At 40.6% G+C, this 22,363-nt stretch carries 21 protein-coding genes; 1 reads left to right on the forward strand and 20 read right to left on the reverse strand.

Features of this window, described 5'->3' with window-relative positions:
• Window positions 1-397: 397 nt before the first annotated feature.
• The 19 genes from NST80_RS08290 to NST80_RS08380 form a co-directional block, all read right to left on the reverse strand.
• Complete coding sequence (locus NST80_RS08290) at window positions 398-1,444, reverse strand: D-alanine--D-alanine ligase (RefSeq protein WP_183138267.1); 1,047 nt, start codon at window positions 1,442-1,444, stop codon at window positions 398-400.
• A gap of 138 nt (window positions 1,445-1,582) precedes the next feature.
• Window positions 1,583-1,786, reverse strand: coding sequence for a copper chaperone CopZ (gene copZ, locus NST80_RS08295; RefSeq protein WP_004183213.1), 204 nt, complete (start codon window positions 1,784-1,786; stop codon window positions 1,583-1,585).
• Between the two features lie 75 nt (window positions 1,787-1,861).
• Complete coding sequence (locus NST80_RS08300) at window positions 1,862-4,090, reverse strand: heavy metal translocating P-type ATPase (RefSeq protein ID WP_004183214.1); 2,229 nt, start codon at window positions 4,088-4,090, stop codon at window positions 1,862-1,864.
• A gap of 3 nt (window positions 4,091-4,093) precedes the next feature.
• On the reverse strand, window positions 4,094-4,525 hold the full coding sequence (locus tag NST80_RS08305; RefSeq protein WP_004183215.1) for a CopY/TcrY family copper transport repressor: 432 nt from the start codon (window positions 4,523-4,525) through the stop codon (window positions 4,094-4,096).
• Window positions 4,526-4,692: 167 nt separating this feature from the next.
• Complete coding sequence (locus NST80_RS08310; RefSeq protein WP_231910680.1) at window positions 4,693-5,823, reverse strand: MFS transporter; 1,131 nt, start codon at window positions 5,821-5,823, stop codon at window positions 4,693-4,695.
• Window positions 5,824-6,603: 780 nt separating this feature from the next.
• On the reverse strand, window positions 6,604-7,386 hold the full coding sequence (trpA, locus tag NST80_RS08315) for a tryptophan synthase subunit alpha (RefSeq protein WP_118184831.1): 783 nt from the start codon (window positions 7,384-7,386) through the stop codon (window positions 6,604-6,606).
• A 3-nt stretch (window positions 7,387-7,389) separates the two neighbouring features.
• Window positions 7,390-8,598 (reverse strand): tryptophan synthase subunit beta, encoded by a 1,209-nt coding sequence (trpB, locus tag NST80_RS08320; RefSeq protein ID WP_084870992.1) that lies wholly within the window; start codon window positions 8,596-8,598, stop codon window positions 7,390-7,392.
• On the reverse strand, window positions 8,595-9,176 hold the full coding sequence (locus NST80_RS08325) for a phosphoribosylanthranilate isomerase (RefSeq protein ID WP_118184833.1): 582 nt from the start codon (window positions 9,174-9,176) through the stop codon (window positions 8,595-8,597). The genes trpB and NST80_RS08325 overlap by 4 nt, the downstream gene beginning before the upstream one ends.
• Complete coding sequence (gene trpC / locus NST80_RS08330) at window positions 9,163-9,930, reverse strand: indole-3-glycerol phosphate synthase TrpC (protein WP_183138268.1); 768 nt, start codon at window positions 9,928-9,930, stop codon at window positions 9,163-9,165. Before trpC ends, NST80_RS08325 begins: the two co-directional genes overlap by 14 nt.
• Complete coding sequence (gene trpD / locus NST80_RS08335) at window positions 9,927-10,931, reverse strand: anthranilate phosphoribosyltransferase (protein WP_183138269.1); 1,005 nt, start codon at window positions 10,929-10,931, stop codon at window positions 9,927-9,929. Before trpD ends, trpC begins: the two co-directional genes overlap by 4 nt.
• 89 nt (window positions 10,932-11,020) lie before the next feature.
• On the reverse strand, window positions 11,021-11,587 hold the full coding sequence (locus NST80_RS08340; RefSeq protein ID WP_013991050.1) for an aminodeoxychorismate/anthranilate synthase component II: 567 nt from the start codon (window positions 11,585-11,587) through the stop codon (window positions 11,021-11,023).
• Window positions 11,584-12,939: an anthranilate synthase component I gene (gene trpE / locus NST80_RS08345; protein ID WP_118184839.1), complete on the reverse strand. Its 1,356-nt coding sequence runs from the start codon at window positions 12,937-12,939 to the stop codon at window positions 11,584-11,586. The genes NST80_RS08340 and trpE overlap by 4 nt, the downstream gene beginning before the upstream one ends.
• A gap of 78 nt (window positions 12,940-13,017) precedes the next feature.
• Window positions 13,018-13,296: a chorismate mutase gene (locus NST80_RS08350; protein ID WP_045002037.1), complete on the reverse strand. Its 279-nt coding sequence runs from the start codon at window positions 13,294-13,296 to the stop codon at window positions 13,018-13,020.
• A 489-nt stretch (window positions 13,297-13,785) separates the two neighbouring features.
• Window positions 13,786-14,448, reverse strand: a complete 663-nt coding sequence (locus NST80_RS08355; protein WP_014632717.1) for an ABC transporter ATP-binding protein — start codon at window positions 14,446-14,448, stop codon at window positions 13,786-13,788.
• 1 nt (window position 14,449) lies between these two features.
• Entirely contained in the window at window positions 14,450-16,477 is a 2,028-nt protein-coding gene (locus tag NST80_RS08360) for a DUF1430 domain-containing protein (protein ID WP_149561194.1), read from the reverse strand.
• A gap of 129 nt (window positions 16,478-16,606) precedes the next feature.
• Window positions 16,607-16,879 carry a lactococcin 972 family bacteriocin gene (locus NST80_RS08365; protein ID WP_118058198.1) on the reverse strand — a complete coding sequence of 91 codons (273 nt, stop codon included), beginning with the start codon at window positions 16,877-16,879 and terminating at the stop codon, window positions 16,607-16,609.
• A gap of 342 nt (window positions 16,880-17,221) precedes the next feature.
• On the reverse strand, window positions 17,222-17,572 hold the full coding sequence (locus NST80_RS08370) for a PBECR2 nuclease fold domain-containing protein (protein WP_014632713.1): 351 nt from the start codon (window positions 17,570-17,572) through the stop codon (window positions 17,222-17,224).
• Window positions 17,573-17,665: 93 nt separating this feature from the next.
• On the reverse strand, window positions 17,666-20,014 hold the full coding sequence (locus tag NST80_RS08375; RefSeq protein WP_045001508.1) for a cation-translocating P-type ATPase: 2,349 nt from the start codon (window positions 20,012-20,014) through the stop codon (window positions 17,666-17,668).
• Between the two features lie 163 nt (window positions 20,015-20,177).
• Window positions 20,178-20,687 carry a hypothetical protein gene (locus tag NST80_RS08380; protein ID WP_118058196.1) on the reverse strand — a complete coding sequence of 170 codons (510 nt, stop codon included), beginning with the start codon at window positions 20,685-20,687 and terminating at the stop codon, window positions 20,178-20,180.
• A 301-nt stretch (window positions 20,688-20,988) separates the two neighbouring features.
• Here NST80_RS08380 and NST80_RS08385 point away from each other — a divergent pair, with 301 nt between their 5' ends.
• On the forward strand, window positions 20,989-21,288 hold the full coding sequence (locus NST80_RS08385; protein ID WP_002884818.1) for a YbaB/EbfC family nucleoid-associated protein: 300 nt from the start codon (window positions 20,989-20,991) through the stop codon (window positions 21,286-21,288).
• Window positions 21,289-21,398: 110 nt separating this feature from the next.
• On the opposite strand, the gene NST80_RS08390 is transcribed toward NST80_RS08385, so the two are convergent.
• Window positions 21,399-22,016, reverse strand: coding sequence for a hypothetical protein (locus tag NST80_RS08390; protein WP_045769077.1), 618 nt, complete (start codon window positions 22,014-22,016; stop codon window positions 21,399-21,401).
• Window positions 22,017-22,363: the final 347 nt, after the last annotated feature.

Here is a 22,363-nt window from a genome sequence, read left to right on the forward strand (position 1 = left end):
GTAAGCAAATAGGAAACTGACGACGTGTGCTGGCACACTAGGAAGTTTATCTTTTGCTCTAGGAATTTAGCCTGTGTTCAATTCCATAAGATACAAAAGGCGTGTAAAATTCCGTCAACACTTGCTGACTGCCATCTACTTCTAGCCCTTTGACCTTCACTCGCCTCTGATAATCATTGTGATACGCAAATCTTCATCAAACACGAACGAATTGCTTTATTTCATTTGAAACGTTAGATTTATTCTACCACCTGTTAGATTATTTGGATAATATGTATTTTTTATCGAGGTGATAAAGAAAAGATATAAATAAAATCTGGATTTCTGTAAAGAAAAAAACACCTCAGTCTCAGAGATTTCTCCAAGACTAAGATGTTTGTGTTCTAAATCATATTTCTTAAATCAAATGGCTTTCACGTTTATCAAACATTTCTTGTCCCAAGGCCACCAATTCCTTGATAAGGTCTGAGTAAGAAAGTCCCATATTTTCCCAAAGAAGTGGGTACATAGACCATTGGGTGAAACCTGGCATGGTGTTGAGCTCGTTAAGGTAGATGGCTCCATCCTCTGTTAGGAAGAAATCACAGCGGGCAAGACCACAACCACCGAGGGCACGGAAGGCCTTAGCCGCATAAGCACGCATTTGCGTCATAACTTCTGCAGGCACGTGAGCTGGGATGTCCATGGTAATCTTGTTGTCGATGTACTTGGCTTGGTAGTCATAGAAAGCCACATCCTTGACTACTTCACCTGGATCAGTCGTTTTGACAGTTGTATTGCCAAGGATACCAACTTCGATTTCACGGGCAACCACACCTTGCTCAATCAAGATACGGCTATCATATTTGAGAGCCAGATCAATCGCTGCACGAAGCTCTGCTTCATTTTCAGCTTTAGAAATCCCAACAGATGACCCCATGTTAGCAGGTTTGACAAACACTGGGAAGGTCAATTTTTCAAGCGTTTCAGCTACTGCTGCTTCCAAATCTTCACCCTCGATGAAGACTGTGTAGGCAACCTGAGGTACACCAGCAACTTCAAGAATGTGTTTGGTCATAATCTTGTCCATAGCCACACCTGAAGAAAGAACATTAGTACCCACATATGGCAATTTGAGGGTTTCGAGGAAACCTTGGATAGAACCATCCTCACCCATTGGACCATGAAGAACCGGGAATACTACAGCGCCTTCTTCATAAATATCGCTTGGTTTGATAGCCTGACTAGCCACAACTGTGTCATTAGTCATAAGCTTCTCGTCATCACCTGGTGTTTCTGTAAATTCTTGTGTTTTGATAAAATCACCAGACTGAGTGATAAAGTAGGTTTTAACCTCAAATGCGCTGTAATCCACCGCACGCATAACACTCTCAGCTGAGAGCACAGACACTTCACGTTCTGCTGAACGTCCACCGTAGAGAAGGATAAGAGTTTGTTTAGACATAGGTATACCGTTTTCTTTTCTTGATTTTCTAGTCTCAATTTTGAGAACATAATTACCTTAATCATATCACAAAAGGAAGGGATTTTCAAAAAGATTATGGGTAGAGAAAAACAGCCTAAGAGCTGTTTCATTCCTGTCTTAAATTTCATCACCAAGTTCGAACTTAGTACCTTTGAGGGCACGTTTGAGAGACCACTTCCATGGTTTCCCTTCAATAGTGACTTGTTTGTTTTCGAGGTCAACTTTAACATTCTCAACGCCTTTAACAGCAGAGAGTTTTTCGGTAACGGTGTTGACACAACCTTGGCATTTCATTCCTGTAATGTTATATGTTTTTGTCATTTTTCTTTCTTCCTTTTCTTTAAATTGTTTTTTTGATACACGTCTTAATTGATAGAGGGCATAACCAATCGACACTTAGACTTTGCGACGTTTGAGACGCAGAGCATTGAGGACGACTGAGACAGAGCTAAAGCTCATAGCCAGTCCTGCTATCATTGGGTCAAGAAGCGGGCCACCAAAGAGGTGGAGGACACCCATGGCCACTGGGATAGACAGGATATTGTAGATAAAGGCCCAGAAGAGGTTCTCTTTAATCGTTGTGATTGTCGCCTGACTAATTTTCAAGGCCTTAACGACATCCATGAGGTTGGGTTTCATAAGGACCATATCGGCACTTTCCATGGCAATATCTGTCCCAGAACCCATGGCAATACCGATATCTGCAGTCGCAAGGGCTGGGGCATCATTGATACCATCACCAACCATGATGACTGATTTTCCTTCTGCTTGAAGGTCGCTAATCACCCTAGATTTCTCTTGCGGAAGCACTTGACTGATAACACGCTTGATACCAACCTTTTGAGCGATGGCTTGAGCTGTTTGGTCATTATCACCAGTCAACATGATGACTTCTTTGCTCATTTGATGAAGAGCGGCCACCATATCGGCGCTATCTGCTTTAACCTGATCAGCTACACCAAAGAGTCCGATTAACTTACCATCTTCAGCCAAGAAAATAGGTGTCTGACCATCCGCTGTCAAGCTTTGGAAATCAGCTTGTGCTGAAGTCAAGTCGACTTTTTCCTCAGCCATAAGAGTTTGATTCCCAGCTAGATAAGTTTTGCCTGCATAGCTTGCAGTTAGTCCTCGTCCAGTCAAACTTGAGAAATTGTCCATCTCTAACAAGTCCAAGTTAGCATTTTCTGCTGCCACAAGGATGGCTTGACCCAAAGGGTGTTCGGACTTGGCTTCCAAGGATGCCAAAAGTTGCAAGGCTGCTCCGCTATTGTCATAAGTATAGCTAGAAGCGAGCTGAGGTTTACCCTGAGTAATGGTTCCTGTCTTGTCAAAAACGAGAACATCAGCCTTGTGAGCTAACTCGAGCACATCTCCACGCTTATAGAGAATACCATGCTCGGCACCAAGCCCTGTACCAACCATGATGGCTGTCGGTGTCGCAAGTCCCAATGCACATGGACAAGCAATAACCAAGACGCTGACTGCTACAGTCATAGCGAAGGTAAAGGTTTGTCCCATGATAAAGTACCAGAAGAGACCTGAAACAAGGGCGATAGCCATGACAACGGGAACAAAGACCGCTGACACCTGATCGGCAATCTTAGCAATCGGTGCCTTGGTTTGTTGGGCATCCTCAACCAATTTGATGATTTGGGAAAGCAAGGTGTCCTTACCAATCTTTTCAGCTTCATAAATCAAGCTACCCTGACCATTAATAGAACCTGCAAAAACTGGTTTACCAGCTGATTTTTCAATAGGGAGTGACTCACCTGTAAGCATACTCTCATCAATAGCAGAGCTACCAGAAATCACTCGACCATCCACGGCTATCTTTTCCCCAGGTTTGACCACAATATGGTCACCAAGAACAACCTTATCCACAGGAAGCTTGACTTCCTTACCATCACGAAGGACAGTTGCTTCCTTGGCTGACAAGTGCATAAGTTTCTTAATAGCTTCTGAAGTTCGACCCTTAGAGAGGGTTTCAAAGTACTTCCCTAGAGTAATCAGGGTCAAGATAACAGCCACTGACTCAAAATAAAGTTGGTGGGCGTGATGGGCATGCCCCAATGAAATGTGGTAAGTACCATAGAGACTATAAAGAAAGGCTGCCGACGTTGCCAAGGCTACCAAGGCATCCATGTTAGGATGACCCTTGGCCAAGGTACGAAAACCATTACTATAGAAAGAACGGCCTAACCACATGACGGGCACTGTCAAAACTAGCAACACCAAGGCATAAGTCAAAGCTGCATGATGAGGAGACAAGAAGTTTGGCACAGGTAGACCGACCATTGGCCCCATAGCTAGATAAAAGAGAGGAATGGTGAAGACCGATGACCAAATGAGGCGCTCACGCACCTTGTGAATCTTGTCTTCTTCACGTTCTTCCTGACTTTTAGCTGTATCTGGGTTGTAGACTTCAGCCGCATAACCAGCGTCAGCTACAGCCTTTTCAATAGTTTCTGGACTAACCTTATCCCCAGCATAATCTACAGACATTTTTTCGGTGGTTAGGTTAACCACAGCCTTGTCCACACCATCCAACTTATTAACAGCATTTTCAACGTTGGCTACACAGGATGCACAGGTCATCCCATTAACCACAAAGGTTTCTTTTGCCATTTCCTATATCACCTCCATATGATGCCCACAAGCACATTGGCCAGGCACACAGTCACAAACCACCTGATCCACAGGTTCTTTTGCTAAAAGCAAGGCCTGTAACTTGTCCACATCAGCTTGTGTCATCGGCGTCTTCTCGATGAGTTGACCCAACAAGTCGCTGTGTTTGGTCAAACAAATCTTGTCAAAAACTGCCTCTAAAGCTTGAAAATTCGCTTCATCCTCACCCAAGCTGGCTTGATAGATAAACCCTCGTCCTTGACGCTGACTAGTTAGGTAACCCTTGTCCGCCAAACGCCCAAGCAAGGTCTTAACTGTCGAAGCCGACCAGTCTAGCTTCTTAGCTAGAATCGCTATAATCTCTGAAGAAGTCGCTTGCCCCTTAGCCCAGAGCACTCGCATGACTTCCCATTCCGCAGATGAAATTGTCAGCATGATAGCTCCTTTCTGAATGTTGTTATTTGTTTACGTTTGTAGATTTATTTTAACGCTATCGTGAAAACGTGTCAAGGGTTTTGTTTACATTTGTAGATTTATTTTTTAAAAAATTTCCAAGACCACTTCAAGGACCTTGGAACGCTTTCATTATCTTAGGCAAAAAATTATGACTTTAGATTTTTCTGATACAGTTTAGTCATAAGCATTATTCCCAAGACGAGTATAATGACTGGAAGACTGTATCCCAAATAAATCGTAGTGACCTGCAGACCTCTCTTGATAAGCATACCACTGACAAATACAACAATCCCTGTCAAAACCTGATTCAAGACTTCAATTTTCAAATAAAGATTGTTAAGTTGTAAGGGATTCAACTTCTCCTGCAGGTAAACATTTTGTGAGATTCCGGAAATAGTTTGACCAACTGCTAAAAAGATATAGCTAAGCAAAACAGTCGGTAGGTTAGGTACGAATGGAAAGACGACAACGTAACCCAAATAGACAAGAGACCCTAACAAGTAAACGGTCATAGGGGAGTATTTAGTGAGACTTTTGAAAGATAGAATTGAACTCGTTGCTAGAAAGGCAATGGCTAAGAAGGACAGAGAGAAAGAATAGGCCTGACTAGAAATACCGACATCTTTGGTCAGGAAGATAACCTCATAAGCATCATATAAGACACCCACTGACTGTAAGAGTATAGTCATCATAACCATCTTAAGGACGATACTCTGCCTTCCAAAAATAGGACTACCTTGACCGGAAGAAACCTCCTCTTCTGAATCATTCTCACGGTCAAAAATAATCGGTCCCAGTTTAAACAATAAGAGGGTTGCTAGTAGCGTTAGCACACTGTAGACCAAAAATAAGCTCCCTAAATCAAGGCTACCCCAGAGACCAACTATCATAGGTGCTAAGAAATAGGAAGCTGACCCAATCATGGTATAGGTACTGTTAAATTTTTGCAAGTTGGCTTTTTTAACAAGCACAGGCACCGCTGAGGACAACAAACTGTTAAAGTAGGTTGTCAACACTTCAGTCAGAACCACCAAAGCAAATACAAAAACACTGCCCATGGCAAGATAGATCAAAGCAAGACAGACTGCCTTAAGTAATTCAATACCAATCAAAACATATTTTTTATTTGTGATTTTTCCTACAAATTGATGTCCCACATTGGCAAGAATCCCTCCTAAGAATTTGGCAATCCATAGCCCTAAGACATAGTCCACCGAGATTTTAGAGAAGATAATACTCAGTGCTATCGCATAACCGTACTCGATAATCAGCGACAAAAACCTATTAAGGAAAATAATTCTGGAATTGTTGGTAAACATTAACGATTTCTAAACCTTTTCTTTTTCATTGCCCTTATTGTAACACTGAACATACTAGCCTTCAATAGTTCAGCGCATTAGAAAAACACCTCCTAAGAGGTGTCACACTTTACTAAGATAAGATTGAGTTGACAAGGCTACGTCCAAAATCCCTACCTTCTATATACAAAAATGTAAACATGCCAGGGTAAATAACAGCCAAACAAATAATCATAAAGATTATTACTAGAGCTTTCTTGTGTGATACAAAGAATGAAAAAATATGATTAATCATCTTTACTGATACCTTCTCTTCTTTTTTAGCTATTAAATCATTCTATAGTTTTCGAAAAGAAAAAAATAGTGACATAAATGTCACTAAAAAGGCTTATTCATTCAATACGAGATATAGAAAAGTTGATTACGATGATCTATTACTACTTCTAACAGAGATTTACCCCTCAGCTCAAGCCCTTGTAGAGATACAAGGCACCAACAAAAAGAAAAATCAGTGCAAAATGATTCTCTCCTCGATAGAAAAAGAGTAAGGCTCCTATTAAGAAACAGACCCCTAGTATTACCCTCAATGATACTTTCATGTGTCTACCTTCTTTCTATAAGTAAGATGAAAATAAAAACAAGAGATACATTTAATTCGCTACAATCCACCCATATTATAAGCTTGATAACTAAGAAAATCAAATGTCCCAAAGAATGATTTGATAAAAAATACTCCCCATTTCTGGAGAGTAGCATCTGCTATTTTTCAAAGTGTGAACCGAATGTAACAAATTCAGCGACTTCTTCTTCCTTACCGTCGTGGAGGTCACGGACAATTTTTGATCCAACGATAACACCGTCTGACACAGCGTTAAAACGTTTGATGTCTTCCTCTGTTGACACACCGAAACCTGTGAGAACTGGAATGTCTGCATGAGCAGTCAAGTTAGCCAAGTGTTTATCAAGGTCATCACGGTAATTACCAGTCTTACCAGTAACGCCATTGATGGCAACAGCGTAGATAAAACCTTCTGCACCTTCAATCAACTGTTTCTGACGGTCAATACCTGTAGTCAAGCTTACCAAAGGCACGAGAGCAATATCACTGTCTTTCAAATAAGGGGTGATAAAGTCAGCGTGTTCATCTGGCAAATCAGGAATAATGAGCCCCTTGACAGATGTCTCTGCAAGATCCTTAACAAAGGCTTCAATACCATATTGATAAACTGGGTTGATGTAGGTCATGATAACCAAAGGTACCTGTGTTTTTTGTTCCTGAAGCTTCTTGATAATAGCTGTCAAAGTCACATCTTTAGCCAAACTACGTTGTCCTGCTAGTTCAATAACGGGACCATCGGCCACAGGGTCTGACCATGGAATACCCACCTCAATAGCTGAGACACCACTATTTTCTAAGAGAGCGATAGTCTCAAAGAGTCCATCTAGACCTTTAGCGTGGTCACCAGCCATGATATAAGGTACGAAAATACCGCGTTTACTGTCTTTGATAGCTTGTAGGTGTTTTGTTAGTGTTTTTGTCATGGTTTATTTCCCTTCTGCTTCAGCTTCGAAACGTTCTTTAACCTGCATAACGTCCTTGTCCCCACGACCTGAGAGGCAGACGATGAGGCTTTGGTCTGGCGACATCTTAGCTGCCACTTTTTGCGCAAGTGCAATGGCATGGCTAGACTCAAGAGCTGGGATAATACCTTCCAAACGTGACAGAAGTTTGAAGCCTTCAAGAGCTTCTTCGTCTGTGATAGAGTCGTAAGTCGCACGGCCAATTTCGTTGAAATAACAGTGCTCAGGACCAACCCCTGGGTAGTCCAGACCAGCTGAGATAGAGAAGGCTTCCATGATTTGACCATGAGCATCTTGGAGGACATCCATAAGCGCTCCGTGAAGGATACCTGGACGGCCTTTGGCAAAGGTTGCGGCATGTTTTTCAGTATCAAGCCCCAAACCAGAAGCCTCAGCACCATACATGGCTACTGACTTATCATTAACAAATGGGTAGAACATACCGATAGCATTTGAACCACCACCGATACAAGCCATTACAGCATCTGGCAATTTACCACCTGAAATCTCAGCGTATTGGCGTTTGGCTTCACGACCGATGACAGATTGGAAGTCACGAACAATTTCTGGGAATGGTGCAGGACCAAGGGCAGATCCCATGATGTAGTGCGTATCCTCGATACCTGCAACCCAAGCACGAAGGGCTGCATTTACGGCATCCTTAAGCACTCGCGAACCATCTGTTACGCTAAATACCTTGGCACCAAGCAATTCCATACGGAAAACGTTAAGCGCCTGACGTTTAACATCTTCTTCACCCATATAGATTGTACAATCCATGTCGAAAAGGGCTGCGGCTGTCGCTGTTGCAACACCGTGTTGACCTGCACCTGTTTCGGCGATGATTTTCTTCTTGCCCATACGTTTGGCAAGCAAGACTTGACCAAGGGCATTGTTAATCTTGTGGGCACCTGTATGGTTAAGATCCTCACGTTTAAGATAAATTTGTGCTCCACCAATATGGTCAGTCAAACGTTTGGCGTGGTAAAGAGGTGTCTCACGTCCCACATAGTTTTTGAGGAGGTCATCCAATTCCACTTGGAAACTTGGATCTTCCTTGGCTTCACGATAAGCCTTGTCCAATTCAATAACGGCTGTCATCAGCGTTTCTGGAACGAACTGACCACCGAATTTTCCGTAAAATCCTTTTGCATCAGGTTGTTGATATGTCATGCTTTCACTCTTTCTATAAATGCTTTAATCTTGTCTAAATCTTTGTGACCATCTGTCTCGACACCTGAGGACACATCTAAGGCATAGGGGTGGAAAATCTCCTTGGCCTCTGCCACATTGTCCACAGTTAAGCCACCAGCGATGAAATAGTCCTGCTCAATCTGCTTATCAGCCAGGAGTTGCCAGTCAAAGGTCTGACCACTACCAGCAATGGGAGCATCAAAGAGAAGATAATCCGCCTGGCTCTTGACTTGAGAATCACTATCCGAAATCTGAATAGCTCGAATAACTGGTACTGATATCTCTGGAATCAGAGCTTCATCAAAAGTTCCATGAATCTGAACGATATCTAAGGGAACCTTACCGATCGCTTCTTCCAGTTCTTCAAGACTGGGTGAAACAAAGACACCGACGATTTTTGTCTGACCTGTCACACCTTTAGCTAGCTGGTGAGCTTGTTCAAGACTCACTTGACGCTTACTCTTGGCGAACACAAAGCCAATGTAGTCAGCACCTGCTTCAACTGCAGTTGCTACCGCTTCTGGTGTCGATAGTCCACAAATTTTAACCTTTGTCAATTTGCAACTCCTTGACCTTTTCAGCCACATTGTCAGCTGTCATAAGGGCAGTTCCTACTAGAATCCCATTAAAATATGGGGCAACTAAGGCAGCATCCTGACCTGTAAAAATAGCCGACTCAGAAATATAAACAGGCTTGTCCTTGAAATGCGTTGATAACTCTAGACTGGTGTTGATATCTGTCTCAAAAGTAACCAAATTACGGTTGTTAACGCCGATAATCTCAGCACCAATACGATGAGCAACTTCCAATTCTGGCAGATTATGCGTTTCAACCAAGACTTCCAAGCCAAGGCTTGTCGCAAAATCGTAGAGCTCCTTGAGACGAGCCTCTGGCAAGGCCGCTACAATCAAGAGAATGACTGTCGCACCCGCATTACGACTACGCACAATCTGTTTCTCATCAATAATGAAGTCCTTAGCCAAGGTTGGAATAGCCACCTGTGACGAAATCTCTTTCAAATAGGAAATATCACCCTTGAAGAAAACCTCATCCGTCAAAACAGAAATCATGACTGCCCCATTTACCTCATAGGTCTTGGCCTGAGCCACAATATCCACATCTAGGTTAATATCACCCATACTTGGACTAGCTTTTTTCACTTCAGAAATAATTTGCAGCTTGTTTTGATTTGACTTGAGAAAATCATAAAGACGATAGGTCTGACGCAAGGGTTGCAAGTCTTCCATGACCAACTGGGCCACTTCTTTTTCTTTTTGTTCTAAAATTGTTGGGAGAAAGGCTTTACTCATACTTGTACCTCTTGGAGTTGGCGAAGTTTTTCTAGGGCTGAGCCGTCCGCAATCAATTGACGAGCAAGCTCAACACCTTCTTTAATGGTCGCAACCTTACCATTGGCAAAGAAGCCGAGACCCGCATTAAGCACTGTTGTTTCAAGATAAGGACTAGCTTCATTTTTCAAGACACTTAGAAGAATCTCTGCATTTTCCTTGGCATCGCCACCTGTGATGTCAGACAACTCAACCTTTTCCATACCCAAATCTTCATAAGTGAAAGTGTGCTGACTAATGTGACCATCTTCCAAAAGGGTGTAGGTGTTAGTGCCATAGAGGGCAGCTTCGTCCATATTGTCAGGACCTGTGATAATAACCGCACGTTTCCGTCCCAACTGTTGAATAGCATTAGCAACAATTTCTTGTAATTCCACACGATAAAGCCCCATGAGTTGTGTCTCAAGGTCAAGAGGATTAGCCAGTGGCCCAACCAAGTTCATAATCGTTGGAATCCCAAGAGCTTGGCGGGCTGGACCGATAAAACGCATAGCTGGGTGCATGGTTTGGGCAAAGATAAAGGCTAAACCAACTTCATCAAGTGCTTTAGATAGGGTTTCTGGTGATGCCGCAACGTTGATTCCAAGGGCTTCAAGAACGTCTGCCGAACCAGATTTAGAGGAAATCGAACGGTTACCAGCCTTGGCCATACGAATACCGCCTGCTGCTAGGATAAAGCAAACAGTAGTCGAAATGTTGAAGCTATAAGACTGGTCCCCACCAGTTCCACAGTTACACATAGCGTCTGTGAAAGTCTCAGGCAAGACAGTCGCATGTGATTTGAGGGCACGCACGATACCTGTGATTTCATCTGCTGTTTCCCCCTTAGTCTTAAGCCCCATAAGGAAGGCAGCAATTTGGCTTTCTGAGACTTCATTTTTAAGAATGCGGTCAAAGACTGCTTGGACTTGGTCTTGAGACAAGTCTTGACGGTTTGAGATTTGTAGGAATATTTCTTTCATATCTGTTTTCCTTTAAAAAACTGTTCAATGTTTTCTGATGCACGCGAGAGATTTTGAGCGTAGAAAAATCTAGTCCAAAGACTGTCCAACTAGCCTGCAACAATTTTTACGAAATTTTCAACCATCTTAAGTCCATCTGGACTTCCGATGCTTTCTGGGTGATATTGCAAACCGTAAATAGGTAGCTCCTTATGTTGAATGGCCATAATTTCTTGATCATCAGTTGTGATAGCTGTCACATCAAAGCCCTCTGGCATTTGGTCAACAACGATGGAATGGTAACGCATGATTGGGACATCATTGTCGATATCCTTGAAAATAGGTGATGGCGTTTCAAAAGTGATGTTACTTTGTTTCCCATGCATGACATTCTTAGCCAAGCCAAGTTTACCACCAAAAGTTTCCGCAATAGCTTGATGCCCCAAGCAAATTCCCATCATCGGTTTTTTACCAGCGAAATCCTTGATTAAGGCTTCCATTTTACCCGCATCAGCTGGCCAACCTGGACCCGGTGAAAAGACAAGCCCGTCAGCTTTTTCCGCCTCTTCATAGAGGGTCTCATCATCGTTACGCAAGACCTTTACCTCTGTAAATGTCCCTAGGTATTGTGCCAAATTATAGGTAAAAGAGTCATAGTTATCAACTAATAAAATCATTGGGCATCTCCTATTCTTGTCATAGCTTTCGCCTTGTTAATCGTTTCGTAAAATTCATTTTCAGGAACACTATCGTAAACAACACCAGCACCTGCTTGAACATAGGCTTTTTGATTTTTGAGAATCATAGTACGGATGGCAATGGCAAAGTCCATATCTCCTGTCGCAGACAGATAACCAATAGCTCCCGCATAAATACCACGTTTTTCCTGCTCAAGCTCATATATACGACGCATGGCACGAATCTTAGGTGCTCCTGATACGGTTCCAGCTGGAAGGGTTGATTTTAGCGCATCCAGTGCTGTCAATTCCGGCAAGAGTTGTCCCTTAACCACACTGGTAAGATGCATCACATAGCGGAAATACTCAACTTCCATATACTTGGTCACCTTGACCGTACCATTTTTAGCAATCTTACCAATATCATTACGTCCCAAGTCAACCAACATACGGTGTTCCGCAGTTTCTTTGACATCATGTGAGAGTTCATCTGCCAAAGCAGCGTCTTCCGCCTCATTGGTACCACGAGGGCGAGTTCCAGCAATCGGATTGGTTACCACCTCTCCATTTTTCACTGAAACCAAACTCTCTGGGCTAGCACCAATCACCTGATAATCTCCAAAATCGTAGAAATAAAGATAGTTTGATGGGTTGGTCACACGCAAGTTACGGTAGTAATCCAAAGGATCTCCCTCAAAGTCCGCTGAAAAGCGTTGGCTAAGCACACATTGGAACATATCTCCCTCACGAATGAGTTTCTTGGCCTTAGCCACCATATCCATGAAGACTTCTTTTTCGATATGATTTGAAAATTGCAAGGCTTGCAAGGCTTGAGGCGTAAACTCGTTTGGCGCCTGAGTCTGGAGGTTGGTTACCACCTGACCAAGAGCTTGACGCACCGCATCGTTGTCACGACCAGAGTAGATATTGTCCTCAACCACATAAACCTTTTCCTTCTTGTGGTCAAAAATCAAATAAGACTCATAGATGAAGAAATGCATATCAGGTGTCCCAATCGTATCTTCTGGAATCTCACCGATATTTTCATAGAGACCAATCATGTCATAGCCTGCAAACCCGATAGCACCACCTGCGAAAGGTAGATCAGACTTGATGCCCTTGACTGTTACTTGGTCCAAGTATTCGAAAGGATCTTGATTAATAACCTTACCATTTTCATAAAGAACACCATCCTTGAAGGTTACTTCAAAGACCGGATTGTAGGCAACAATAGAAAAACGTGCATTTTCCTTCTCACGAGGAATCGATTCAAGGATAACCTTGTGTTCCCCTTGAACACGCATATAAGCCAAGATTGGTGTTAAGGTATCGGCTGGTAAAATTTTTCTCATAATATTTCCTTTCAAACTGGTTTATCAAGAGTAATAAGACTGATGCAAGGCCCCTTTATAGGATGTATTGGCACCATATTATTCTTTGTTCACTTTCTCTTCCAAAGCAATAAATGCTTTAATCATGCTTCTCCAAACACTTTCAGCCACATCTGGCGATAAGCCAAGCTCTAGTGCCTCCTTACGACGGTTTGCTATCACTTGAGCAACACGATCACTAGCCTGGACAGCAACCTTGTCTCCCTTGGGTTTAAGCCGTCCTGCCTTTTCCACAAGTATTTGACGTTGGGCCAGTAATCGAATCAACTGTCTGTCAATATTATCAATCTCAATTCGAATATCGCTTAATGCATCCATAAATACCCAACCTTTCATTGAATAATGACATAACACTTCTTTAAAGATAAAAGTAAACAAAAAACCTCACAGAGAAAAACTCTGTGAGGGCATTAAATCTAGTTTAACACGGTACCACCTCAGTTAATGGTCTCCAAAAAAACGACCATCATCTCTATCTCCTCTAACAAGGAGTTGCACGGTAAGGGGTGCCAACCGAGAAGAATATGTATTACCTTCTCATTATCATCCAATCAGCCCAATGTTCGCTCATCTCGATTACCTACTCACAATCACCGCAGGCTCCCTGAAAATCTAAGACCAGTTACTTTCTGATTTACTAACTATTGTACTCCTTTTTAGAGGGATGTCAAGAATTTTCTGTTAATTTTGACAATTTCAACGACCCAACTGACTTTATTTCTTACATTATATGGTATTTGCATCTCCTCAGGATATCTTATGAGAATAAGTCAAAATACCTCTTAAACTAGGTTCTCGATATTAAAACTAACTAATATCGTCGTTAGAGTTGTTATATCGAATCTTATTTAATCGAATTACTTGATCTGCTTGTTCCCAAATACCTGGATTATGGGTAGCAATAATAATGATACGATTTGGATTTTTTAGTGATCGAATTAAGTCCATAATTTCTTGAGCATTATCAGGATCCAAAGAAGCTGTTGGCTCATCAGCTAGTATGATAGGAGGATTTTTCAAAAAAAGTTTAGCCAGAGCAACACGCTGTGCTTCTCCGCCAGATAATTCGTATATTTTTTGATTAAGATTTAAATGTTCCAGATGAACATCTTTCATCACTTTTTCTTTGCATTCTTGAATATCATTCTTTCTGAGTTTCTTTCCTACCAACCCCAAATCCAGGTTGTAACTTATACTATCATTTTCAATAAGCCCAAAGTTTTGGAACAAATAACCCAAATAATCACGATAATAGACTTGAGATTTAATCTCTTTCAAGTCTGTATCATCATAAGTGACAGAACCACTATCATAAGTCTCTAGTTTTGCCAGAATATTTAAAAGAGTCGTTTTCCCAGAGCCACTTTCTCCGATAAGCGCATATATCTTTCCTTTATCAAAAGATAAATTTAAATCATCAAAAATAACTCGCTTACCAAAATATTTGCTTAGTTTCTTAATTGCAATCATATTACTTTCCTTTCAAAACACTGACTGAAGTTCTACTCTCAGTAAGCGTCTGTTTGTATAAAATGGTAAACATGTTGATAATAAACAAGGAAACTATAAGTAAACTCATAATCAAATGATGAATCAAGAAAATCAAAAACACAAGTGCAACACCTAAAACACAGATTTGTGAAAAAAGATAGTTAAAATGAACTTCTTCAAACCTCATACCAGATAATCGCTTGATAAAGATTTCTTTTCTAAATTGCTCAAAGTAAAGAAGGTTCATACTGTCAAATAAAAGTATAGAGGTCAATAAACCTAATAAAACACCAATTAATAGAAAAGCAAGGCGACTACGACTCTCTGAAAGAATCTTATAGTAGCTATTACGATTATTAGTCAAATAAGAAACCCATTGATAAACACCACCTTGTTTAAGTAAATCAATGCTATCCTTATAGCCCGTCATGTGTAATCCCGAACCTACTTCTGTTCCCCAAAATAACTGACTACTTGGTGTATCTCCCATTGCTTCAGGGGTAGTCACAACAATAATAGGATCATTAAGGAATTGCATAGGTATGTCACTATCTGTATTGTACAAAAAACGCTTTTTCTTATCTTTTACGAATTCGGTAGAGACCGATACCTTAAATAAGTGATGACTATGAGGATTTAGACTACGACTTGAGAAACCTGACATATATTCTGAATATATACTCTCTAACTCTTTCCTACTATTCTTCAACTTCTCTGGAATTATTAATCCAAATTCGCCACGCTTAAGTTTTTTCATTTGTGCTAAAAATTCATCGGAGACACCAACATTTTGCTTTTCCAAGTAATTAGGTGAAACATAAATGGTATTCCCATTAGGCACATAGTCTGTTATTTTAACCCCATTAGCTATATTTGATACTAAGAACTGACGTAAATTTGTTTTTACAAATAGCCCTTTATCGTCCTTTAGAGTACGATTTGCGAAGTCATACCAAGACTTATTCTGCTTTTCTTCTTCCTTACCTTGTGTAAAGGCAGAGCTATAACTATAAGATAGCTGGTAGTAATTTCTATTTATAGACCACTCTTCTTTAGCACTATTTAATTGCACAAAATCTTGATAACTGTTCAACAACGTACCTACAGTAATACCAACAACTACAATTGCAACGAATTGTCCTAAGAACATCACTCCTAGAAGTCTTCTTAAGGGGAGGCGCCCTCTCATAACTTCAACTAAAGAAGTTGCTTTTAACCCTAGTAGATATATTAAACTTAACCCAAGAGAAATAAAACATAGCGCAAAAAAATATAAAGTTACTCCTGTAAAATAAAGTAATATAGGCAAAGATTGCAAAATCCGAAAATGCCACAAACCTACTCCCCCAATAAGAATAGATAAACAATATGCAACCAATAACTGCCTAGAATCAACGATAAATGATGATAACATTACTTTCATCATGCTTTGCCCCGAAACAAGCTTGATTCCCGCATCCCTTAAATCCTTTATTCGGTAAATCAACACCAGTGAAGCAAAGGTCAACAGAAATAATGCGAAACTAATAAGTGAAACCTCATTCAATAATATTGTTAAAAGTAAAGACAGTATTGAATAAGAAGAAAAATCAACCGCATTATAGCCAAGCTGACTGAATGTCGAGATAAGTTCTGCTCCCTTTAAATCACCTGAGACAATTAGATAGTTACTAACTATATCACTGCCTTCAGCACTCTCCTGAGAAGCCCTTTTTAAATTAGAAGGTGGAGAAACGTGTCCGTAAAACTGATAACGAAAATCTATTTCACCCTTTTCATTTGGTTGAACAATCCGTCTAGCAATTAAGCTATTATGCTCATTAGCTAAATTAGTTAAAGCATCTGTTACTTCCTTGCGATTAGATACCTTATGATCAGTCAAAGCCTGACCAGTCACATCTACAGCATTATAACTCGAAAAAGATATTTGCTGATTTTGTTGAACAATCATTGTGACTAAGTAGCAAGAAAACAGGATAGTCGAGATGAATATAAAAACACGTTTCATACAAACCTCCTAAACGGAACAATTATATATCTTTGTATTGAAATAAAGTTTACGGTCGAAAATGGAACCATTACAAGGAAACAAAAACTAGGTTGACATATTACATTCAACCTAGTCACCGTTACTTAATTAATTATAGTTATAGTAAAAGGCAGCCTGCTCGCCAAAAGACGTTTTAATAAAAGCATACGAAGTCTGACCGGCATAAGCATAGGCCTTACTAGATTTAGAGGTCCAACGACTAACTACAGTTGAACTATGATATTTCGAACCATGATAGTAATTCGAAAAAGCACCACCGTTAGAAGCCCCGTAAGTCCAAACACCACCACCTGGATACTGCGTAGCTGCAGCAACTCCAGACAAAGTCACAAAAGAAGTCACAGCAAGAGCCAAAACCATTAACCATTTCCTCTTTTTCTCATAAGTATTCTCCTTAAAGTAATTGCTACGAAAGGAATAAAATAGCATAAACTATTCATAACATTTCTAAACCTTCATAAGTCAACTGCCACATTAAGTAAGCGCTTACTTTTAAAGTTATTATATACAGTTTTTTCATTTTTTGTCAATACATTTTCAATGTTTTTATAAGAATTAATATCCTTGCTATACAAAAAAGTCCCCAAAGGGACTTCTCGGTTTGATAAACAACGGCAGGGTGACAGTCCTGCATCTCTTTCAGACCCGAAGGTGCGGCGGCTGCCTCTTCCGCCCTCGTTGTTATTTCTTATCCATATTATATCACATTTTCTTAGCTCTACCAGCATTTAGATAATTTTTCAGCTTAGAATCTTTAATCACAAACATGGTACGGACATTAAGTTTATCACATAATCTGACCGCTACCAAAACATTACCATCAATACGTTTGATGTATTCCAAGGACTGGCCATTAGGATGGCGACCGATATAGTCCGGATGAGCAATAATCTCTGGAATACGTTCATAGGTGGCATCAAAATCACTGAATTCCTGGCGATGTTTTTCCATATGCTTCTTACGTTGTGCAGACAGCGTGATTTCTTCACCAGGCTTGTAGTCCAAATCAAAAGCTTTAATGACTTTTGACGTCAAGTGCCCTACTGTTTTCATGCCTCTATTGTACCATACCTCATACACATCAAGGCCGTTCCTACTGTTGAGGTATCAAAAAACTCAAGCCTGTTACCAAGCTCGAGTTTTGACTTATGCTTTTTGGAAAGCACCTTGTTTGTAGCTAATCCAGAAGAAAAGCGGTGTACAGATAGCCATTGCTATCAGATAGATTGGCAAGGTGTAGCTATTAAGTGTCGAAATTTCAATCACATCTCGAAGATAGTAAGAGCTAATTAAGAAACCAAAGACTGAGTAAATAATCAAGGCCACACGTCCCTTATTCAAGGGGATACAAGCACGAATAACGGCAAGGACACCCGTTGATCCCATCATATAGTAGGAAAGCGTCAGCATGTCCGTATTGCTCATGCCAAGATAGACCTGAGATAGATGGAAAATAAGAACACTGATAACCAGCATCAAGGCATTAGGAATAGATAACTGGAGCGAACGTCTGAGGAAATGTTTCTCAACAGGTCGAATATTACGTTCGAAGGTCAAAATAAATGGTGGAAGACCCTCGATAAATTGCCCCGCTAAAGTCATCTGAACCTGAATGAATGGGAAGACCAAGAGGTACTCTGCCTTTCCAAAAACAATACTGGCAATACAGATAAGTCCCAAAAGGAAGGAATAGACCGTTTTGATGAGGAAAATAGGTGCAATGTGGGCAATATTATTAACCACACGACGTCCCTCAAATAGAATTTCAGGAATATCCTTAAACTCAGAATCCATAAGCACCAAGTTGGCAATCTGACGTGTAGCGGGATCCCCTTCAGCCATAACAATCGAACAGTCCGCTTCACGTAGTGCCAAGATATCGTTGACACCATCACCAGTCATAGCTGTGGTATGCCCATTGGCATTAAGCGTTTGGATTAACAACTTCTTCTGATGCGGAGATACGCGACCAAAGATTGCCGTATCTTCAGCCAAAGCCTCCAACTCCTCATCACTGACCTTAGAACAGTCAATATAACTTTGATAATCTGCAAAACCAGCCTGGTGGGCAATATGAGAAACCGTCACAGGATTGTCACCAGAAATAATCTTAAGCGTCACATCTTCTGAACGTAGGTATTCCAAAGTTTCTGCAGCATCCTCACGAATAGGATCGGCAATTTCAAGTAAGGTCAAGCCTTCAACATCATTCGGCAAACTCATGGTCTCTGTATCAACCGCTGACTGACTCCATGCCAAAATCAAAACACGAGAACCACGAGCCTGAGCCTGATCGACTGCTTTTGGATTTTCCTTAAGAAGCATCTCAGGTGCTCCCAAAAAGAGAGTTCCTACCCCGTCAATGCTCATAGCACCCCATTTACGATCACTTGAAAATGGAATAATATCCCCTACCTGATAGTGATGCTCCAGACCTTCATAGGCATTCCGAATCGCCTGAGCCGTTGCATTGTTATCCTTGCTATGCTGCATGTAAGCCGCAAGCAAGCGCTCCAACTCCTCTTTAGTGAAACGCTCTGACAGTAGTTTCAGACCCTTAACGGTCATCTTTCCTTGCGTAATTGTCCCTGTCTTATCTAAACAAAGCACATCGACACGCGCCAAGGTTTCGACAGAGTACATCTCCTGCACCAGGATATGTTTCATTCCAAGCTTAATAACGGCCGTCAAAAGAGAGGTAATTGTCAAAAGGGCAATCCCCTTAGGCAACATTCCCAAAAGGGCTGTCGAACTGGTAACTACCGATTCTTGAAGAGAGAGCTGTTTAATCAAGTAAGCCTCAAAAAAGAGTGCAAGCCCAAACGGTATCACAATCTTGCCCGTAAACTTAGCAATCTTATCCATATTATAGAGGATGCGTGACACAATTGGCTTATGCGTCTTGGCCTCTAGCATGAGCTTATTGGCATAATTGTCCTCGGCTACGTTAATAACCTTAGCATAAACCTGACCACTCACAAGGTAAGAACCCGAGAGCAACTCCTTCCCATCCTTCTTGAGAATAAGGTCACTCTCACCCGTCAGCATAGCCTCATTGAGCTCAGCCATCCCATCAACAACCACGGCATCACTAGGCACCTGTTCACCCGCAGACAAGAGCATGATATCATCCAAGACAATATCCTGAGGATCAATAGAAGTCACCTCGCCATCACGCACCACACGGATCTGATCCTTATTCATGAGATTGAGCTTATCAATCATGCGACGGGCACGCAACTCTGTCATCATCCCCGTAAAGGCATTAAGCACAATGATTCCGAAGAAAAAAAGATTCGACCAAGCCTGAACAGCAATCAAGGCCACAAAAATAGCAAAATTGAGCATATTAAAGGAGTTAAAGACATTACGTCTAAAAATCTCCCAGTTGCTGGAGCCAGTTTTTGCTTTAAAATGATTTGTTTTACCGGCATCTATCCGCCGCTTGACCTCCATCTGCGTCAAGCCTTGTAACTGTTTTTCCATAACTTTCATAGTAGCATAAAAATGAGGTGTTTTCAAAGGTTAGCCGTCATGGAAAGCCAAGAAATGGACCTATTATATCGAACCACTCTCCCGACTATTTCACTCAACCTAAACTACTTTCAAATAGCAAAGGCAAGAGTCCCTACAAAACACTTCTATGCTATCTTATTCTCTAATTAAACCTACTTTGATAAATTAAATTAAACAGCCACTGAAGATTAATTAATGGTTTTGGTTGCTCATCAATCACTGGTTGGACAGTTTCTCTAATTTCTTTTTTGACTTTTCGTTGATTATATTTAATAGTATGATAACGTTTGTCAAAAGCATGTTGGATAGAAAAATTACGATCAAAAAGATAACTTTCACCTGAGTCCAGGAAAAAAAATAGAGTACCATTCGTAAAACTTAATACAGACGTTTTAGTTCCTTTTTCTCTAGTTATAGCGTACGACCCATCATCATCATAGCTAATACCTTCTATTTCCGGTGTATAGGCCCAACCCATATTCTCCATCAACATAATGATGTCCGGTTCCGTTCCCTCTTTATGAGGAATATGCTGAGCATAATAAACAGAGTTAAATTTTATATTAATAAAAGTAAATAGGCTCATTCCTAAGACTGTATACAGCCCTATAACTAGTCCTACAAGAATCCCTAAAAAATTTCTTTTTTGCATTGTCACTTCTCTTTCTTTTTTATCTCCAATCGAATTTTGACTGGATTAACAATAAACCATTGTACAGTATTTATCATAGGTCTTACAATTTAATGATTTGTAATTGCTCTAACATTTGTTATGAATAAGAAAAAATCAAGTCTTTACAAATTTCTTCAATACTCCTCCCCACTTTGTCAATCAAGCTAAACATGGTATAATAGTTAAGATTTTTATACTACTTATTTCTGGGTAGAAGTGGGCAGTAAATTTTAACAAACAAGGGCTAACCCCTTGATATGAAAGGAATCTAGAAACTATTATGATGAACATGCAGAACATGATGAAGCAAGCTCAAAAGCTTCAGAAACAAATGGAAAAAAGCCAAGCTGAGTTGGCTGCTACAACCTTCACTGGAAAATCAGCACAAGACTTGGTTGTTGCTGAATTGACTGGTGACAAAAAAGTGGTCAACATCACTTTTGCTGATGCTGTCGTGGATCCTGATGATGTGGAAACACTTCAAGATATGACTGTTCAAGCACTTAACGATGCTCTTGGACAAATTGACGAAGCGACTAAAAAATCAATGGGTGCCTTTGCCGGTAAATTGCCATTCTAAAAAATGAAAAGGAATCTCGCAGTTCCTTTTTTCTATTAACAATTCAGTCATAACATACAAAAGACTTGGACAAGAAATCCAAGTCTTTTTAAGATAGTCATATAAAAATTTTATTCTTCAACCAAAGCAAGACCTGACTGTGCGTCTTCTTCGTTGGCCAATTTATAGCGATTCTTTTGACCTAAGTAGATGCTCGCTGAATTTAATGAACTTTCTAAATTAGGGTAATTCACATCTTCATTCGCTGTTTGGATAGGTACCGGTCCTGAAATTAATAGCTCATCAGCATTCTTGACATAAATCTGGTATTCTCCAACTTCGCTAGTTTGAGCTAAAATCTCATTCAACAAGTCTGGGTTAAGCGTTTGAGCGACACCATCAACCACTTGATTAGCGTCCTGCTTATGCTCCGATGAGTCCACTACTTCAGTGATAACGATGTAGTCAGGAGTTTCCTCATCTGAAACTTTAGTTCCTTCAGTTTCTGGCTGTTTTTGTCCAGGTGTTTCTTGCTTCTTCGTCTCTTGAGCTTGTCCATCATGGGTCTTCAATTCCTCATCACTAACGGTTTGAACTTTAGTTTGATTAGCATCTAAATCAAGTTTTGGAGCTTCTTTGACATCAGCTGAAGCTCCACTGGTACCCATGAATAGAGCTAGAGTCCCCAAAGTAGCAATCAAGCTGATTACTGCTTTGCCGATAAAACCATTATCTTTGTTTTTAATCATAAATCCCTCACTATTTGTTTGGTTAGCTCTAACTGGCTAACAACGAGTCCAATTTGCTGCTGTAGGTGGTAAAAGGTTGGTTGAGCTGTTTGACCAACCCTTCACCCAGATAACAATCTTAGCATGCAAAAACCTTGATTTCAAGCATTTCTTTAATTTTTAAGCATTTTAAATAAATGACAACTTCATGTCTTAAAATTGATGACAATCTATTATCTGATTAGCTTTTTTACGCTATGCAAATGGTAATTTCTTTAAATGGTACTTAGGGAAATAATACTTGTTTTTTAGACAGATTCTTCAGAAACCACTTTTGCTGACTTACCTCCCAAAAAAATTTATCGGAT

It is taken from the genome of Streptococcus sp. FSL K6-1323 (assembly GCF_038630745.1).
Classification (GTDB): domain Bacteria; phylum Bacillota; class Bacilli; order Lactobacillales; family Streptococcaceae; genus Streptococcus; species Streptococcus salivarius_D.

Bases quoted from the DNA above. Each gene is read 5' to 3' on its own strand.
- NST80_RS08290 (WP_183138267.1), bottom strand. From the start codon at position 1,444: ATGTCTAAACAAACTCTTATCCTTCTCTACGGTGGACGTTCAGCAGAA.
- copZ (WP_004183213.1), bottom strand. From the start codon at position 1,786: ATGACAAAAACATATAACATTACAGGAATGAAATGCCAAGGTTGTGTC.
- NST80_RS08300 (WP_004183214.1), bottom strand. From the start codon at position 4,090: ATGGCAAAAGAAACCTTTGTGGTTAATGGGATGACCTGTGCATCCTGT.
- NST80_RS08305 (WP_004183215.1), bottom strand. From the start codon at position 4,525: ATGCTGACAATTTCATCTGCGGAATGGGAAGTCATGCGAGTGCTCTGG.
- trpA (WP_118184831.1), bottom strand. From the start codon at position 7,386: ATGACAAAAACACTAACAAAACACCTACAAGCTATCAAAGACAGTAAA.
- trpB (WP_084870992.1), bottom strand. From the start codon at position 8,598: ATGACATATCAACAACCTGATGCAAAAGGATTTTACGGAAAATTCGGT.
- trpC (WP_183138268.1), bottom strand. From the start codon at position 9,930: ATGAGTAAAGCCTTTCTCCCAACAATTTTAGAACAAAAAGAAAAAGAA.
- trpD (WP_183138269.1), bottom strand. From the start codon at position 10,931: ATGAAAGAAATATTCCTACAAATCTCAAACCGTCAAGACTTGTCTCAA.
- NST80_RS08340 (WP_013991050.1), bottom strand. From the start codon at position 11,587: ATGATTTTATTAGTTGATAACTATGACTCTTTTACCTATAATTTGGCA.
- trpE (WP_118184839.1), bottom strand. From the start codon at position 12,939: ATGAGAAAAATTTTACCAGCCGATACCTTAACACCAATCTTGGCTTAT.
- NST80_RS08350 (WP_045002037.1), bottom strand. From the start codon at position 13,296: ATGGATGCATTAAGCGATATTCGAATTGAGATTGATAATATTGACAGA.
- NST80_RS08355 (WP_014632717.1), bottom strand. From the start codon at position 14,448: ATGATTGCAATTAAGAAACTAAGCAAATATTTTGGTAAGCGAGTTATT.
- NST80_RS08360 (WP_149561194.1), bottom strand. From the start codon at position 16,477: ATGAAACGTGTTTTTATATTCATCTCGACTATCCTGTTTTCTTGCTAC.
- NST80_RS08365 (WP_118058198.1), bottom strand. From the start codon at position 16,879: ATGGTTTTGGCTCTTGCTGTGACTTCTTTTGTGACTTTGTCTGGAGTT.
- NST80_RS08370 (WP_014632713.1), bottom strand. From the start codon at position 17,572: ATGAAAACAGTAGGGCACTTGACGTCAAAAGTCATTAAAGCTTTTGAT.
- NST80_RS08375 (WP_045001508.1), bottom strand. From the start codon at position 20,014: ATGAAAGTTATGGAAAAACAGTTACAAGGCTTGACGCAGATGGAGGTC.
- NST80_RS08380 (WP_118058196.1), bottom strand. From the start codon at position 20,687: ATGCAAAAAAGAAATTTTTTAGGGATTCTTGTAGGACTAGTTATAGGG.
- NST80_RS08385 (WP_002884818.1), top strand. From the start codon at position 20,989: ATGATGAACATGCAGAACATGATGAAGCAAGCTCAAAAGCTTCAGAAA.
- NST80_RS08390 (WP_045769077.1), bottom strand. From the start codon at position 22,016: ATGATTAAAAACAAAGATAATGGTTTTATCGGCAAAGCAGTAATCAGC.